We start from the raw sequence: 16,211 nt of genomic DNA on the forward strand, positions 1-16,211 counted from the left end.
AACTATTAATTATAGTTACTTTTCTCCAAAATAACATTAATTAAATTATCTAAATGTTTATGTTCAACTAAAGGGTTCAAAAGTGTTAATTTTAGGAATACTCTACCATCAAAAATAGTTTGTCCAATTACAATTCCATCTCTATGTATCAACTCCCTTCTTATTCTCTTATTGATTGTATCTACCTGATCATCTGATAGTTTGTTAGTAGAATATCTAAAGACAACTGAACTTATTTCTGGTTTAGTAACAACTTGGAAGTTAGGGTTTGAGTCTACCATTTTGTAGAAGTAGTTAGCATTATTTAGGGTTTTATCTATTGTATCTGATAAACTCTTTTTTCCGAGAGATTGGAATAACATCCATACCTTTAGTGCATCAAATCTTCTAGTTGTTTGCATCGATTTACCTACTAGGTTGGTATATCCCTCTTCTTCATCCTCTTCTCTGTTTAAGTAGTCTGCATGAAGGGTTAAGTGGGAGAAGTTTGTTTTATCCTTTAGGAAGAAGGCACCACAACTAATAGGAAGTAAAAACATCTTATGAAAATCTACAGTTATTGAGTCACATTTGGAAATATGTGATATCTTTTCTTTATAAGTTTGGGACAGTATTAGTCCACTACCATAAGCTGCATCAGCGTGTAACCAGATACCAAACTCTTGGCAAATTTCACTTAATGTTTCTAAATCATCTATACTTCCGTAGTCTGTTGTCCCTACTGTACCAATAATAGCTACAGGTAGAAAACCTGATTCTAAATCCTTAATTATAAGATCTCTTAAAATTTCTGTGTTCATTTTTTGATCATTAGTTACAGGAACTTTTATTACAGAGTTATAACCTAAACCTAAAAGGTGTGCACTTTTTTCCACAGAAAAATGAGAAACTTCAGAGGTATATAGTCTAAACTTATTATACTCTTGTGGTAGACCTAACAATTTAACATCATGGTCTAATTTTGTATTACAAAACCAATCTCTAGCCATTGTAATACCCATAAGGTTTGATTGAGTTCCTCCAGAAGTAAAGATTCCATCTGAATCCTTAGGTAGGTTATAAATTTCACACAGTTGGTTAATTACATCTACCTCTATCTCTGTTGCTATAGGTGCCTGATCCCAGGAGTCCATAGACTGGTTTCCTGTAGCTAAAATAAGCTCAGAGATCAAACTCTCCATTAGAGGAGGACTATGTAGGTGTGCCATATAGTCAGTGGAACTTACTTTTAAAAGGTTAGGAAGAACTATTCTCTTAACCTTCTCTAAAACACTATCAAAACCAATACCACTCTCTGGTAATAGAGGAGTCTCTTTTATAAGCTCTTTTAGCTCCTGGGGTGTTAAGCCAGAATAAGCTCGTGAATCTGTATAAGAGTCAGCAATTGTATTTGCTGCTCTATTTACGTAATCAATAAATTTATTTTTATCATCAACATTGGAAGTTAAAAATAGATTATTTTGTAGCATATTCATCAACCTTTATCACCACGTCTTCAAATATTGTTAACATTTGATCAATATCTTTATCTGTAATATTTAAAGCGGTTAAAAATCTTATTACAGACCCATATCTACCACCTTTCTCAATTATTAACTTCTTTTTAAAACACTCTTTCTGGATTAATATAGCTAAATCTCCAGAGGCTGGTTTTGACCCAATATTATCTATATGACCCTGAGGGTCTACAATTTCAACACCAATCATCAGGCCTGTTCCTCTAATATCACCAATTATTGATACATTCTTTTTAAGGTCTCTTAATCGTTCTTGTATTGTCTCTCCCTTCTTGGTTACTTCCTCTAGGAATTCTGGAGTATTAACGTTGTCCATAACTACAGTTCCTGCAGACATAGCTAGTTGGTTTCCTCTAAATGTTCCGGCATGAGCACCTGGCTTCCATATGTCTAGATCCTTGTTATATATAACAACAGATAGTGGCTGAGAACCTCCTATAGCCTTTGATACTAGGATCAAATCGGGAACAATTTCAGAGTGTTCAAATGCAAAAAACTTTCCTGATCTTCCAACTCCACACTGAATCTCGTCAACAATTAGTGGAATTCCTAACTCTTTAGTCACTCTTCTAACTGTTTGGAGGAATTTTTTAGGAGCAGGTATTGCCCCACCTTCACCTTGAATAGGCTCTATTATTACAGCTGCAGGTTTAGTAATTCCACTCTCTGGGTCTTTTAAAGATTTCTCAAAAAAATGACATGCCGCATCAATTCCTGCTTCCCCTCCTAGGCCAAATGGACACCTGTATGAGTATGGGTATGGCATAAAATGAACACCAGGCATTAATCCATGTACATGGTTTTTAGCTGTTAGATTTCCTGTTAAGGACAGTGCTCCGTGGCCCATTCCGTGGTATGCACCACCAAATGCTATAATATTCTCTCTACCAGTTGCTGTTTTACACAGTTTTAACGCTGCATCAACAGCGTCAGTTCCTGATGGACTACAGAATTGTAATTTAACATTACCTTTTAGCTCATCTGGCAAAGTATTTATTAACTTTTCTACAAATTCATCTTTTATAGGGGTTGTTATATCTAGGGTATGTAGGGGAATCCCAGAGTTTATTAGTGATATCATGTTACTGTTTATCTCTGGATAATTATGTCCAAGAGCAAGAGTTCCAGCTCCGCATAGGGCATCAAGGTATCTATTACCTTCTACGTCTTCTACCCATGATCCTTCTGCTTTTTTTAATGATACTGGGAATTTTCTTGGGTAACTTCTAGCGTTAGATTCTGTAGAATCTTGTCGACTGATATAATAGTTATTAGTACACGTATTATCTAACATGTCTTTCCTCCGTTTAAAGGGAAAATCTACCTACTATGTAAGTGTAGCCGAATTATAGTTTAACATTTGTATTGGGACAACTATTTAATCTATAATTTTTATGAAATTCACGAAATTAATCTATATAACTCTTTTTCTAATGATAATAACTGTTGGTTTGACAAGTTTCTCTGTTTATATGGGGTTGAATTTGTAAATGTTTGTCTAATACTCACGGGTCTGTTTGATAAAACTATTATTTCGTCCCCTAATAATATCGCTTCGTGAATATCGTGGGTCACTAAAATAGCACTTCTTTTATCCTCTTTGCAAACTCTATTAAATGTTTTGAATAAATTTACCTTTAAAGCAAGGTCTAACCCTTTAAATGGTTCATCCATAAGTAGAATATTTGAAGGATAAGCAAAGGCTCTAGCTAAAGAGACTCTCTGTCTCATTCCGCCGCTTAACTCTGATGGAAGATAGTTAGAAAAACTCTGTAACTCTAACTCATTTATATAGTGCTCTATCCTCTCTTTTTTTATCTCTTGGGGAAGGTTATCCAAAACAAAATTAATATTCTCCTCTACACTCATCCAGGGCAGAAGCCTAGGGTCTTGAAAGAGATAACTTATTACTAAATCAGTTGAAATTTTTATATTTCCACTTGTTGGATGTAGTACGCCAGAAATCAAATTTAAAAGAGTTGTTTTTCCACAACCAGAAGGACCTAATAAAACTGTTACTATTCCCTTTTTAAAGTTTAAATTTAAGTTGTTATATATTGATAGATTTTCATATTTAAAACTAACATCCTTTAAATCTATCACTATTTTTTTCTCCTTTTTATCAGTTGGTTAAATAGATACTCTGTTCCTGAACTTAAAAGTATTGCTATTATTGTCCATGCAAATACTTCTTCTGTAATTAGATAAGATTTTGCTTCATTTAAACTAGTACCAACCCCCCACTTAGGCTGACTTAGAACTTCTGCTGCAATAATTACCTTCCACACAACTCCTAGGGATAGTGAGGCTCCTGCAATAATAAAAGGTACTATAGATGGGATGTAAATTTTGAATATCTGTTTTTTTAAAGGAATATTGTATACATTTGCCATCTCTAATAAATTTTTATCAACGGTAGTAATTCCCTCAATTATATTTCCACAAACAATTGGAAATGCCATTAGAAAGGCTACAAATATTGGTACATAATTAACATCGAACCAGATAAGTGCTAGTAGTATTACAGAGATAACAGGTGTTGACCTTATGACACTAATTATTGGGTTTATTAAGGCTCTAAAGGTTTTAAATATACCAGCAAGAACACCTATAAAAATTCCTGATATGTAAGAGATAATAAAACCTAAAAGTCCCCGCAGTAGGGTGTAAAAAAGCTTTATTAAAAAGTTTTGTGAAAAGAGGACCAATATTAGTGATTTTAAAACCGTAATAGGGTAGGGTAAAATAATTTCCGCAGCTATATAAACTGCGGATAAATGCCATATAAATATTAAAAAAGCTACCGATATTATAGTAATAATATATCGATTTTTAAACACTCTACTATTTTTCTTCCATATAAAAGTCAACGCTTGGTATTTTACCGCCAACAGACTTAACATCGTTATTAAACAGTATCTGGTAATATGAGTTTAGTTCATCCTTCCCATCAGTTGAGTTTTTGAATCCGATGTTTAGCCTAGGCATAGCCTTTGTTACAAGGGGTCCTGTTACTCCAAGGCCTACCTCGCTACCTTTTTGTCCCGCTTCCATAGGATTAGCTTTTACCCAATTTATTGAAGACTCAAGTTTTGTTAAAAACTCTGATACAAACTGAGGGTTGCTCTCTAGCAGACTTTTTTAATTACTACACAGGATAGTGGGTAAGATGAGTCACTGCCAGAGATTCTTGAGTACTCTTTTTGGAAGTCTAATACTACCTTCATTTTAGGGTTTTTTAATAAGACACTTGTAACAAGGGGCTCAGGTAGTATCCCTGTGTCAACTTTTCCAGCTATTAACATTGGCGCTAACTGGACGTGGTTATATTTAAAGTCTACATCAATATCACTATTTGGGTCTATTTTATTACTGTTTAGTAGGTGGTTAAATAGAAAACCAGGTGTTGATGATCTTGCTATGTTATAAACTTTTTTATCCCTTAAATCACTCCAAGAGTTAATATCATCACGGCTACTAACAACATATAGGGTTCCGTAACCTGTTATTGCACCTAATACGTAGTCAGGTTTTTTATTATATATAATTGCCGCCAGATTTGTTGGTAGTGCTGCAATATCATAGGAGCCAGATAGTAGCCCTGAAATAACCAGGTCAGGTGTATTTACAACTGAGTATTCAACCTCTTGTTTTCCATCGATATTATCATTGCTATGGATTAAGTTAACCATAGAAAGCCCTGTAGGCCCCTTTAGTGCAGCAACTTTTACAGATTCTATATCCTTAGAATATATACCTGTAGTCAGAGTTAAAAATAGTCCTAAAACAAATAAGATTCTTTTCATTTTTATTCCTTCTATTTAGTATATGTTTAATATATATAAATTTTTATAAATAAAAAAGGCTGTTACAATATAATATTTTTGCAACAGCCATATACGTATATTTTGGATATTATATTCTAAAAACTAGATTTGCTCCAAATGTTAAACCTATATCCTGAATATCAGGAGATGCAAAAGCAGCAAAGTTTAAGTCAAAGGATACTGGGCCTAGTCCGATACCGACTCCTAACATAGCTTTAAGATTTACAAGGTCTATGTTTTGTGGGTTTGTATATGGGAAGTTCATATCAGCTTTTTTAAACATTTCATCCATTAAGTTTGTAACTATTTTAGTTCCAATAGTTTCTGCAGAACTACCATCTAAGTAGAACTTAACATCAGAGTTTCCAAACTTAAGGTCGGCACCAACTCCAAGGTTTACATTTATCATTGATAGGAACCTTACTCCTGTGGAGATTTCCATAGGGATAGAAATTGCATTACTTTCTACAATAAATGTTCCTACATAGGTTCCTGGCTCTACTGTTATTGCTGCTTCACTTCCAGCCATATCCATTAATAGGGAACTTAGATCCGCTTGTACATTTATATCAAAAGAGTTGCTTATTACTCCTGTTCCAACACTAATACCGTTCCATCTAAAAAGAACAGGGATCCCCTTAGGCTTTATTAGTTGATAGTTTGCTGTTATTCCAAATATATTTGTAGAAACACTACCATTTAAATTGTATTCAGCTATAATATCTTTAGCTATATTAACGTTGTCGTATACTGGGTTATTTGCTACCTCAATTCCCAGTCCAATCTCAGGGGATATTTTTGCATTAGATGATCCAAAAACAACACCAGCATAAAGTCTGTCTACCAACCAGCTTAGATTTAACCCTAAACTACCACTAATTGCCTGGAGGGAAACACCAGCCTTAAAGCCTTCATTTTTAAGCTCTTCCATTAGTTGAGCCTCAGCATCGGCTGAATCCATTAGGGTAAAAATTGTACCAACAGTATCCATGTCTGATGCTATAGAACCTGTTACACCTAAAGACGCTGCAAATAGATTGTAACCCTGGTGACCATAAAGGGATGATGAAATAGAGGTCTGGGCATTGGCTTGACCAAATTTAGTTAGAGTATTTAATACCCCTTTAAGAGTGTTCAAACCTTCCATTATAGACTCTTCCATTGCAGGATCCGAAGAAAAAAGTTCCTCTGCAGCCATAATTGCAATAGATGATGCTATAGAGTCTGAAATTTCAGTTAATGTTGTTCCTGAGTCATCTATCGCCTGTCCTAGGGTAACTTTCCCATCAGCATCAGGTGTTGCATTTTTTACAGAATCTACAACATTAGTTGTTAAAGTCGCTTGCTCTTCAGTAATAACACCCTCTGCTACTAAGGTCTCAATCTGCTCATTAATAATTGAGCTTATTTGAGCTCCAGCTGTTAATGGTTCACCATTTTCATCTAGTATGGGCTCATTATTCTCATCTTTTAGTTCTGTAGTGTCGCTTAAAATGGCTTGGAATTGTGTAATATCTTGAGCCAATAGAGCGTCATCGTCACTTAGCATTTCTAATATTGTTGCCATATCGAGATCTTGAGCGCTTATTAAACTGAAAGACATAAAAAATAATGATATAATTAATAATATTTTCTTAATCATTCCTTGTCTCCTTATTATTTAATTTAATATTTCCTACCTCCATTATATACAATAAAACCCAAGTTTGCATAAGAAATGTTACTAAATCATAAAGAAATATCATTTATCTTATTAGTTTTATCCTTTAATAGTGTGGATTCGTAGGAGTCAATTAGTAGTAGACCACTAATATTAAATATGTACTCTTTAATACTGTCCTGTAGTTGTTGAAATAGTATTGGTGTTACAAAGGAGGCAGCAAAAACTACAGGGTTGCTTCTTTTAACTACAAGTCTTGTTGCCCAGTAGTAACTTTGAATGCTCTTTAAAACCCTGCTTCCATACTTAATCTTGGGAATATACTCTTTAAGGTTTTTGTCTACAACAAAATCTGATATATCAAATACAAATTTTACAGGAATTCTATCTAGGAGCTGTTTCGATGTAGGAATTAGGTATATATTTTTTAGTGAAACCGTTGTAACAAAATAGCCTAGCTCGAGAAACTCTTTTACTCGTAAATTGTAAATAGGTTGATTTGAGTTTGGAAAATAGACTTTTCCAATATTGTTAATTATTCCAAGAAGAGGTTTGAAATCAAAGTTGCTCTGCTTGTTATAGTTAAGTTCCGAATCAACAGTGTTTTTAAGTGTATTAGAGAGCCTTTTTAAAACTCTGTCAAATCGATCAACATCTTTAGTTGTCTTTTTACTTGGCATAATATGGGCTTCAATTAGACTTCTCTCAAGGCTTTTAAGAGCACCTTCAAGTTGTTTGGTAAAAATAAACCTATTATTGAACTCTGTAAAATTTTTCTCAATAATATTACCTTTTTTGATTATCTCTTTATGGCTAAATTGAAGTCTTTTATGCAGAGAGCTATTTCTATCAGAGTATAAATAGATAGTATAATATCCTACTTTTATTAAAATTAAACCGTAAATAAACCTTAAATATCCTTCAAATAGAGTGGAGTAGAGTAGGGAAAATATTAGTTGGGATATAATAATTGGAATCCCTAAAAAAGGTGTTAAAATAAGACGAAAAACCTTTGTTGTTATTCTGTACTTTTGCAAAATTCTTATTATTTTATTTTGAGTTATAAATTTAATAGACCTGTTAAGTTTTGTTATTCTTAGAAATAGGTTTACAGGTAGTCTTTCTAGGATTTTATAAATCCCAAGAATCTTTAAATCCTTATGGGCGTCATCAAATAGAAGGTATAGGGCCTCTAGGATTTTTTGAATTGAAAATTTAAGATTAATTTCATAGTTATTATCATCATTATAAATTTTTGTTATATCTACAAATAGTGTTTTTACCTGTTCTTTTAGGAATATAAAGTTGTACGAAATAACAAAAGGTGTTGTTAAACCCTTCCATGCGTGTTGTTTTAAATACTCAATCGCTTCTAAGTCTCGGTCATCTATCCAACCATCTTTTATGGTGGAAGTTAAGTCTTTAATATATTTTCTTTTTAATCTAAAAAGGATTATTGGAGCAATTATAAGTCTCATTATTATAGGGATTGCTATAATTGGTATAATTAATGGTAAAAACCTTATCAAACTATTTAACATGTAAGTTAAGTAAAACCTTCTTTATAGAGTCTTCTAAGGAGAAATCTGAAGTTTTAAAAATTACACCACCAGCCATCTCCTTGTGTCCCCCACCTGCCCCAATTGATTTTGTTATTACTCTAATTGCATCGGCAGCGTTCCAACATGGGTTTTCATTTCTAATAGATATAGAAATAGAACCATCATTATTAGCAAAGAGAATAGATAGCTTAATCTCCTGGGCGGAGAGGATAAAGTCTCCTAATATTCCCATTAAATTGGTTTCGCAGCCATTTTCAAAGTAGTGCCAAGCTATTCCGTCATCTGTACTTAAGGAGCTTATTGTTTGGTTAAAAAATTCAAAGTCGGAGAGTTGTATATTGTTTCTTAACAAGGTGTTTACTAACTCGTTATTGGCAAATTGGTATAGATAGTGATAAGCATCAACATCAACTTGAGTTACCTTTCTTGTTAATAAATCAGTGTCTCTGCTAATTCCAATTTTTAACGCTGTAGCACTGTTCTGGGGGATTGAGATGTTTTTATCCATAAAGTAAGTTGTAATTATTGTAGAGCAGGAGCCTCTCTCCTCATCTATCTGTATAAATGGAACATCATCTGGCTCTTTTACTATGTGGTGATCGATAACAGCTATTTCAAAACCTGGAAGATCCGTTACATTCTTACTCCACTTACAACCATCTACAATAACTATTAAGTCTTCTTTTAAAACCTCGATATCTTGGGAGTTGTAAATTTTTATATCGAGACTACTTATCATATTTTTTAAAGCGTCTCGTTGTATCTCTCCACAATAGACTATTGTAGAGGGGATATTAAATATTGAGAAAAAAGTTTGTAATCCAAATGCAGAGGCTATTGCATCTGGGTCTGGGAAATCATGGGTTTGAATAAACACTCTTTTTTCGCTTTTTATTAACTCTTTTATCAATTTATCGATCATAATATCGTTTATTATATCAAAATTCTGTTAATAGTTTCTATAGTATCGCTTATGGGTCTTGCAGAAAGAGGGCTGTAAATGTATAATCCGAAATACTTTACATATATATATTTAGATTTTTATTAAATCGAATAAGATAAATAAACGAGAGGTTGTGTTTTAAAATGGCATATGAATTAAGTAAACTTAGAAATATCGGAATCAGTGCACATATCGATTCTGGTAAGACAACGCTTACAGAGAGAATTTTATTTTTCTGTGACAAGATCCACGCTATCCACGAAGTAAGAGGAAAAGACGGTGTTGGTGCAACAATGGACTCCATGGAGCTTGAAAAAGAGAGGGGTATTACAATTGCTTCTGCTGCAACAAGTGTTCAATGGAAAGATACTCCAATTAATATTATTGATACTCCAGGACACGTTGACTTTACAATTGAGGTAGAGAGATCTCTACGTGTTCTTGATGGTGGTATTTTAGTTCTTTGTTCAGTAGCTGGTGTTCAATCACAATCAATTACTGTTGATAGACAGTTAAAAAGATATAAAGTTCCTAGAGTTGCATTTGTTAATAAGTGTGACAGAACAGGAGCAAACCCATATAAAGTTAAAGATCAGTTAAGAGAGAAGTTAAACTTAAATGCTGTTATGATCCAAGTTCCTATAGGTCTTGAAGAGAAACACGAAGGTGCTATCGACTTAGTTGAAATGAAGGCATACTACTTCGACGCTGACGAAAGACACGGAGTTAGAGTAGAAGATATTCCTGCTGACTTACTAGATGAAGCTAACGAGAAGAGAGAAGAGTTATTAGACGCTGCTTCAATGTTCGATGATAATATTATGGAATTAATGATGGAAGGTGAAGATGTTCCTTCTGATATGTTAAACGCTGCAATTAGAAAAGGTGTATTAGCATTAGAGTTATGTCCAGTATTTGTTGGTTCTGCATATAAAAACAAAGGTGTTCAAGCTCTATTAGATGGTGTTACTAACTACCTACCTTGTCCTACTGATGTTGAAAACGTTGCTTTAGACCTAGATAACGAAGAGAAAGAAGTTGTTCTTGAGTCTAAAGATGATGCAAAAACTGTTGCATTAGGTTTTAAACTTGAAGATGGTCAATTTGGACAGTTAACTTATGTACGTGTATACCAAGGTATGCTTAAAAAGGGTGGAGAACTAATCAACGTTAGAACTCAGAAGAAGTTTAAAGTTGGTCGACTAGTAAGAATGCACTCTAATAACATGGAAGATATTACTGAAGCTCAAGCTGGGGATATTGTAGCCCTATTTGGTGTTGAGTGTGCTTCTGGTGATACATTCTGTCACCCAGACTTAAACTACTCATTAACTTCAATGTATGTTCCTAATGCGGTTATCTCTCTATCTATTAACCCTGTTGATAAATCCGCTTCTGACAAAATGGCAAAAGCATTAAATAGATTTACTAAAGAGGATCCAACATTTAGAACATTTGTTGATAAAGAGTCTAACGAAACTATCATCTCTGGTATGGGTGAGCTTCACTTAGAGGTTTATATCGAAAGAATGAAGAGAGAGTACGGTGCAGTTGTTGAAACTGGTGCTCCTCAGGTAGCTTATAGAGAGACTATTACTCAGCCGGCTGAGTTTAACTATACTCATAAAAAACAATCTGGTGGTTCTGGTCAATATGGTCGAGTAGCTGGTATTATGGAGCCTAATACAGAAGAAAACTATACTTTTGTAAATGAGATCAAAGGTGGATCTATTCCTACAGAGTATATTCCATCTTGTGATAAGGGTTTCCAAGACTCTATGACTAAGGGGCACTTAATCGGTTTCCCTGTTGAAGGTATTAAAATGACTATTAACGATGGTCAATATCACCAAGTGGATTCATCTGATAAAGCTTTCCAAATTGCAGCTAGAGGTGCATTTAAAGAAGCTTATATGAAGGCAAACCCATGTATCCTTGAACCAATTATGAAGGTAACATTAGAAGGTCCTGCAGAGTTCCAAGGTAACCTATTTGGTTTAGTTAACCAGAGACGTGGTATGATCCTAGGTTCATCTGAAGAGGGAAGTAGCTGTGTTGTTGAAGCTGAAGTTCCATTAAGTGAAATGTTTGGTTTCTCAACAGTTTTAAGATCTTCAACTCAAGGTAAAGCTGAATTCTCAATGGAAGTTGCAAAATATGCACCAGTTCCAAAGGGTATCTCTGATGAGTTAATGAGAAAATACGAAGAAGAGAAAAAATCTAATAACTAGGTTTTATTTTTTAGATATATAAGGACACTCTCGGGTGTCCTTTTTTTTATTAATCTTTTAATTTTAGAGTATAATTAAGTATGACTTTTAAATTAAAAGGCCTTATCATCCCTATCTTTGTAATGACTTCACTCTCTTGTAACTCTATACATAGTAGTTTTATGTTAAAAAATACAACATATATCAAAATATCCAAATATGAGAACTACTATGAGAGAACACCCTACACAGAAATTTATATTCGGGATAGAGAGAGTATAGATAGGGTATTAAGCTATTTAAAGTTTATAGATGCTAATAGTATTGAGATTAAGGATAGTCACGACTTTTTATCAACAAGGACTTCTATTGATTTTATTTTTAAAGATAGAGTAAAGCAAATAAGTATTATTGGGGATAAGATAGAGATAGGTGATTACAAATATGCAAGGGGGCTCTCTTATTTTAAAAAGAGGTTTGTAAAACTTATTAATAGTTTTTAAAGCAAACCTAGTTAAACTTTTATGTTAAAAGTAGTAAAGTATTTTTTATATGAAAAAGACATTAAGACTTATCCCATTATTTATATTATATATAGCTATACTCTATTTAAGTTTAAAAACACCTTCAGGTAAGCCTCCTATTATTAACAATATTGATAAATTATACCACTTTATCGCCTATGGGACCCTTGGTTTTACCATATGTTTTTCTATTTTAAATAAGAGAATCTCCTATGTTATTTTAGTTTTTAGTCTAATTTTTGGATTGACTATCGAATATATACAGGGAACTCTACCCTATCGGGATATGTCTATTGCCGATGGTATTTCAAATACTCTAGGTTTAATATCTGGTACAATTTTATATAAAAGATTAGAAGGTTTATTAAGAAAATACCTTAGTTTTATCTATTAAACCACTCATGATTACCATGATCTAATAGTTTCACTATAAATTTATTACCCGTTAATACAACTATATTATCGGTAACCTCCAGGTTAAATGAATCCCCAGGTTGTATTACGGGGAATGGCATAACTTCTAATATATTAGGATTCCATTTTCTATAGATAATAGTAAATAGACCCTCACCTTCCCCTAGTCTCAATGTTAATAGAGAGTCATTTATCTTTTTTAAAAGATCCTCACTATTTTTACCATTTATTATATAATCACTCTTACTTTCTACAATAGTTATTATTGATTTTTGTTGTTCATACTCTAGTTCTTGTATAAAAAACAGCTCATCTATTTCTAGTTTTGGGAATTTTGTGCTTAACTCCTCTTCTAATAAGTTAATACTATTATCACTAAGTTTATACTGTATATAGTTTTTATCTGTATCTAAATTTTTAACAAGGTACGCCTTACTAATAATATTTGGTATATAGTTAACTTTTTTATTGGTAAAATATTGAATTTCAAAAAGTCGGTAATTTACTGTCCCTGTAGTTTCATTTTGCACAGATAAGCAAGAAGATAATAAAAAAAGTAGTAGTAGTATTGTAAAGTATCTCATATATTTAATTATGGTTAATTTACATCTATTATCAATCTATTAATACTTTGAATTTATATTTATTACGTATTAAAATGTCTTCATATGAAAAAAAAGAAATTTGGTACATTCGAAGGTGTATTTATTCCAAGTATTGAGGCTATCCTAGGTACAGTTCTCTTTTTAATACTTCCTAAGCAGGTTGCTGAAACTGGGCTAATAAAAATGATAATTATAATATTGTTTGCCCATACAGTAACAATTTCTACAGCATTCTCTCTGTCTGACTGTGCAACAAACCTTAACAAGATAGGTGCAGGAGGGATGTATGCCCTGGTTAGAAAGTCACTAGGTATTGCGTTAGGTGGAAGTATAGGTATACAGTTATATTTGGCCCAGGCGGCTTCTATAGCCTTTTATTCAACGGGTTTTGCAGAACCATTACAACCAATAATCGCCTCAAGCCCCTATTTCTCCTTTTTTATCCAAATGTTTCCTGATGCACAAAGACAACAGCAAATAATAGCATTAGCTATATACATTGTATTTTTTGTTATTGTGTTTATTGTAGCTGATTTTACAATAAAACTTCAAAAAGGCATTTTAGTAATTCTTTTTATGTCTGTAATATCTATATTGATATCCCCCATTTTTGGTGTCTCATCATCTGTTTTTACCGGTAGTATAAACTTTTTGGGTACAGGTGGGTCTGGTTTAATTGTTTTGGTTTTAGTATTTACAACTTTTTTCCCCGCAGTAACAGGAATTGGAGCTGGTGTAGGAATGAGTGGGGATCTTAAGACTCCTCAAAAAAGCATAGTTACTGGAACCTTTAGTGCCATTTTTATTGGTCTTATTGTTTACCTATTATCAGCTTTTACATTTTCATTAATGGATCCAGATCTATTAATAAACAACCCGTTAACCACAGTTTTAGGTATTGAGAGTGGTTCTATTACTGCTGTATTGGTTTTTATTGGAATCCTTGTGGCTACATCCTCTAGTGGTTTAAGCTACTTTATGACAGGTCCTAGAACTCTATTTGCTATAATGGATGATAACTTGCTTCCTAAAAAAATGAACTTCTTAAAAAAAGATATTTTTAAAGGGGGAAGTGAGCCAAGAATTGCTGTCATTTTGACAGGATTATTAGGTGCCGGTGTAATTTTTAGTGGTGGAACTGAGACTATTTCTGCAATTGTAGGTATTGCCTTTTTAGCTGTTTATGGATGGATTAATCTTGCCGCATTTTTAGAGAGAGTTTCAAGAAATCCAAGTTTTAGACCCGCATCTAAGGGGCATTGGCTTATATCTTTATATGGTTTTCTTGTATGCTCCATTGTTATGATAATATTTAATCCACCTGTAAGTATTTTTATAGGTTTAGGAATAGGCTTTTTCCAGATTATTCTATTTTTATTAATACTTAAATATAAATCAAAAAATAAAGTAGAGGGTGTTTGGTGGGGAGTTATCTTCTCGTTAGCTGGCTTTTTAACTAGTAAATTAAGAAGAATAGTTCAAGGTTCTAAAAACTGGAGACCTGTTGTTAAGGTTTTTGCTTTTGGTGGGAATAATGATGATGTAAATAATGCGGTTTTACGCATTGGAGAGATGATTGCAAGTTATCAAGGATTGGTTACATCCCACTTAATAACAACAAGTAGTAATGATGTACTAAAAGAGGTTCGAAGAGGGCTTGAGGAGCCTGTACACAGGGTTCTTGTTAATAATAAAAGTGAGCTAACTATGGCTGTTAATAGTATTATACAATCTGGAGACTATAGTAATATTAGTACCAATAGTGTTCTACTCCAGTACGATAATAAAATAAACTGGGAGAGTGTTATAGACCAAGTTGTTAATAAATCCCAGATGAATTTAATGTTATACAAGGATAATCCATACTTCTCCTGGAAATCGGCACGGAATGTATATACTGACTATAATATTGATGTTTGGTGGCGTGGTACAGCTAATGGTAATTTAAGTGCATTAATATCTTATATTATTCATAGATCAAATCTTGCAGGAAAAATTAAAACTAATGTTAGAATTATAAGAAAAATTGATGGGGATGATCAGATGTCTCAGGCAAAAATTGATTTAGTGACACTAATTACAAAAGCTAGGTTAACCGGATCTCCTTTAATCCTCCCAAGGGATAATAGGGATATTCTTGAAACTATTAGAGACGTATCTAAAGATGCCAACTTAATAATGATAGGCCTTCCAGATTCTAAAAAGGAGACAATGGAGAAGAGAAATATTTTCCAAAATATGCTCTATAGCTTTGAGAAACAGGTTGATGCATTTGATTCACTACCACCTGTTCTCTTTGTTAAGGCATCCCATCAGATTAATTTATTAGAAGAGTAGCTCTTTTAAGTAGTCCCTTCCATTGTGGATTCCCCATAACCACTGCTCTTTATCCCCTATGATTGTTGCCATAATAAGGGCTTCATCATAGGTTATCTCTTTAGCTTCTGGTCTTAGAATATTCTCTGCAGAGTGAATTCGAATAACATAGTTTTCCAAATAGTGATTTTTCACACTCTCTAAAACTTCCGGAAGGTTTTTATAGTGATTTTCTATTACACTTATTATCTCATCGGTTGGTTTTTCCACAGAGAAACTAAAGGATAGAAATAAGTTGTCATCCTCGATTGTATAGACATTCTCAAACTTGGAAATTTTAATAAAACCTACTTGAACAGAGTTTTTTCCCTGAAGCATACTCTCTAGGTTGTTTACAGTTGTTGAACTTAATACAACTCCTGTAAGGAAATTATACTCCTGCTCAGCCTTTAAGGTCTCGAATCTAACAAAAACAGACTCTTTTATAGAGAGTAGCATGTCCCTATCCTCTGATCTACCGTATAGTCCATTATCATGGGTTTGATAAATTTCTACAAATGGCTCATCTAGAGAAAATATATTTATTGATATAGTTAATAGTATTAATATTAAAAAAGGTTTCATAACATAATA

15 protein-coding genes are annotated in these 16,211 nt (G+C 33.2%); 4 read left to right on the forward strand and 11 right to left on the reverse strand.

All coding sequences use genetic code 11. The features are described from left to right. Positions 1–5: 5 nt before the first annotated feature. The 9 genes from EW093_RS09120 to EW093_RS09155 form a co-directional block, all read right to left on the reverse strand. The gene (locus EW093_RS09120) at positions 6–1,475 is read right to left on the reverse strand and encodes a pyridoxal phosphate-dependent decarboxylase family protein (protein ID WP_246745019.1); all 1,470 of its coding nucleotides are present in this window, start codon (positions 1,473–1,475) and stop codon (positions 6–8) included. Beyond that, positions 1,456–2,811 carry a diaminobutyrate--2-oxoglutarate transaminase gene (locus tag EW093_RS09125; protein WP_149568099.1) on the reverse strand — a complete coding sequence of 452 codons (1,356 nt, stop codon included), beginning with the start codon at positions 2,809–2,811 and terminating at the stop codon, positions 1,456–1,458. Before EW093_RS09125 ends, EW093_RS09120 begins: the two co-directional genes overlap by 20 nt. Before the next feature lie 107 nt (positions 2,812–2,918). Then, on the reverse strand, positions 2,919–3,620 hold the full coding sequence (locus tag EW093_RS09130; RefSeq protein WP_187759655.1) for an ABC transporter ATP-binding protein: 702 nt from the start codon (positions 3,618–3,620) through the stop codon (positions 2,919–2,921). Further along, a complete protein-coding gene (locus EW093_RS09135; RefSeq protein ID WP_187759656.1) occupies positions 3,620–4,357 on the reverse strand; it encodes an ABC transporter permease in 738 nt (245 codons plus the stop codon). Before EW093_RS09135 ends, EW093_RS09130 begins: the two co-directional genes overlap by 1 nt. Before the next feature lie 4 nt (positions 4,358–4,361). Further along, positions 4,362–4,571, reverse strand: a complete 210-nt coding sequence (locus EW093_RS17315; protein ID WP_187759657.1) for a hypothetical protein — start codon at positions 4,569–4,571, stop codon at positions 4,362–4,364. 74 nt (positions 4,572–4,645) lie between these two features. Beyond that, positions 4,646–5,323 (reverse strand): ABC transporter substrate-binding protein, encoded by a 678-nt coding sequence (locus EW093_RS09140; protein ID WP_149568102.1) that lies wholly within the window; start codon positions 5,321–5,323, stop codon positions 4,646–4,648. 109 nt (positions 5,324–5,432) lie between these two features. Next, on the reverse strand, positions 5,433–6,986 hold the full coding sequence (locus EW093_RS09145) for an Lsa36 family surface (lipo)protein (protein ID WP_149568103.1): 1,554 nt from the start codon (positions 6,984–6,986) through the stop codon (positions 5,433–5,435). A gap of 86 nt (positions 6,987–7,072) precedes the next feature. Then, positions 7,073–8,482 carry a hypothetical protein gene (locus EW093_RS09150; RefSeq protein WP_149568104.1) on the reverse strand — a complete coding sequence of 470 codons (1,410 nt, stop codon included), beginning with the start codon at positions 8,480–8,482 and terminating at the stop codon, positions 7,073–7,075. A 52-nt stretch (positions 8,483–8,534) separates the two neighbouring features. Beyond that, a complete protein-coding gene (locus EW093_RS09155) occupies positions 8,535–9,488 on the reverse strand; it encodes a DHH family phosphoesterase (protein ID WP_149568105.1) in 954 nt (317 codons plus the stop codon). Between the two features lie 164 nt (positions 9,489–9,652). Between EW093_RS09155 and fusA the strand changes: the two genes are divergently transcribed. The 3 genes from fusA to EW093_RS09170 all read left to right on the forward strand — a co-directional run bounded on the left by fusA (position 9,653) and on the right by EW093_RS09170 (position 12,637). After that, positions 9,653–11,740 carry an elongation factor G gene (gene fusA / locus EW093_RS09160; RefSeq protein WP_149568106.1) on the forward strand — a complete coding sequence of 696 codons (2,088 nt, stop codon included), beginning with the start codon at positions 9,653–9,655 and terminating at the stop codon, positions 11,738–11,740. An 80-nt stretch (positions 11,741–11,820) separates the two neighbouring features. Further along, positions 11,821–12,222: a hypothetical protein gene (locus tag EW093_RS09165; RefSeq protein WP_149568107.1), complete on the forward strand. Its 402-nt coding sequence runs from the start codon at positions 11,821–11,823 to the stop codon at positions 12,220–12,222. A gap of 49 nt (positions 12,223–12,271) precedes the next feature. After that, entirely contained in the window at positions 12,272–12,637 is a 366-nt protein-coding gene (locus EW093_RS09170) for a VanZ family protein (RefSeq protein ID WP_149568108.1), read from the forward strand. Here the strand turns inward: EW093_RS09170 and EW093_RS09175 are convergent. Continuing rightward, on the reverse strand, positions 12,627–13,241 hold the full coding sequence (locus EW093_RS09175) for a hypothetical protein (protein WP_149568109.1): 615 nt from the start codon (positions 13,239–13,241) through the stop codon (positions 12,627–12,629). The genes EW093_RS09170 and EW093_RS09175 overlap by 11 nt on opposite strands. Positions 13,242–13,325: 84 nt before the next feature. On the opposite strand from EW093_RS09175, the gene EW093_RS09180 reads away from it, so the two are divergent. Continuing rightward, positions 13,326–15,599, forward strand: coding sequence for an amino acid permease (locus tag EW093_RS09180; protein WP_149568110.1), 2,274 nt, complete (start codon positions 13,326–13,328; stop codon positions 15,597–15,599). Here EW093_RS09180 and EW093_RS09185 read toward each other — a convergent pair. Next, positions 15,588–16,202 carry a hypothetical protein gene (locus EW093_RS09185; RefSeq protein ID WP_149568111.1) on the reverse strand — a complete coding sequence of 205 codons (615 nt, stop codon included), beginning with the start codon at positions 16,200–16,202 and terminating at the stop codon, positions 15,588–15,590. The two genes, EW093_RS09180 and EW093_RS09185, sit on opposite strands and share 12 nt — an antisense overlap. Between the last annotated feature and the right edge of the window lie 9 nt (positions 16,203–16,211).

The organism is Thiospirochaeta perfilievii (genome assembly GCF_008329945.1).
Lineage (GTDB): Bacteria > Spirochaetota > Spirochaetia > DSM-2461 > DSM-2461 > Thiospirochaeta > Thiospirochaeta perfilievii.

What these genes read in the sequence shown, in the direction of transcription:
- EW093_RS09120 (WP_246745019.1), bottom strand. Translation starts at nt 1,475, where the DNA reads ATGAATATGCTACAAAATAATCTATTTTTAACTTCCAATGTTGATGAT.
- EW093_RS09125 (WP_149568099.1), bottom strand. Translation starts at nt 2,811, where the DNA reads ATGTTAGATAATACGTGTACTAATAACTATTATATCAGTCGACAAGAT.
- EW093_RS17315 (WP_187759657.1), bottom strand. Translation starts at nt 4,571, where the DNA reads ATGGAAGCGGGACAAAAAGGTAGCGAGGTAGGCCTTGGAGTAACAGGA.
- EW093_RS09140 (WP_149568102.1), bottom strand. Translation starts at nt 5,323, where the DNA reads ATGAAAAGAATCTTATTTGTTTTAGGACTATTTTTAACTCTGACTACA.
- EW093_RS09145 (WP_149568103.1), bottom strand. Translation starts at nt 6,986, where the DNA reads ATGATTAAGAAAATATTATTAATTATATCATTATTTTTTATGTCTTTC.
- EW093_RS09150 (WP_149568104.1), bottom strand. Translation starts at nt 8,482, where the DNA reads ATGAGACTTATAATTGCTCCAATAATCCTTTTTAGATTAAAAAGAAAA.
- EW093_RS09155 (WP_149568105.1), bottom strand. Translation starts at nt 9,488, where the DNA reads ATGATCGATAAATTGATAAAAGAGTTAATAAAAAGCGAAAAAAGAGTG.
- fusA (WP_149568106.1), top strand. Translation starts at nt 9,653, where the DNA reads ATGGCATATGAATTAAGTAAACTTAGAAATATCGGAATCAGTGCACAT.
- EW093_RS09165 (WP_149568107.1), top strand. Translation starts at nt 11,821, where the DNA reads ATGACTTTTAAATTAAAAGGCCTTATCATCCCTATCTTTGTAATGACT.
- EW093_RS09170 (WP_149568108.1), top strand. Translation starts at nt 12,272, where the DNA reads ATGAAAAAGACATTAAGACTTATCCCATTATTTATATTATATATAGCT.
- EW093_RS09175 (WP_149568109.1), bottom strand. Translation starts at nt 13,241, where the DNA reads ATGAGATACTTTACAATACTACTACTACTTTTTTTATTATCTTCTTGC.
- EW093_RS09180 (WP_149568110.1), top strand. Translation starts at nt 13,326, where the DNA reads ATGAAAAAAAAGAAATTTGGTACATTCGAAGGTGTATTTATTCCAAGT.
- EW093_RS09185 (WP_149568111.1), bottom strand. Translation starts at nt 16,202, where the DNA reads ATGAAACCTTTTTTAATATTAATACTATTAACTATATCAATAAATATA.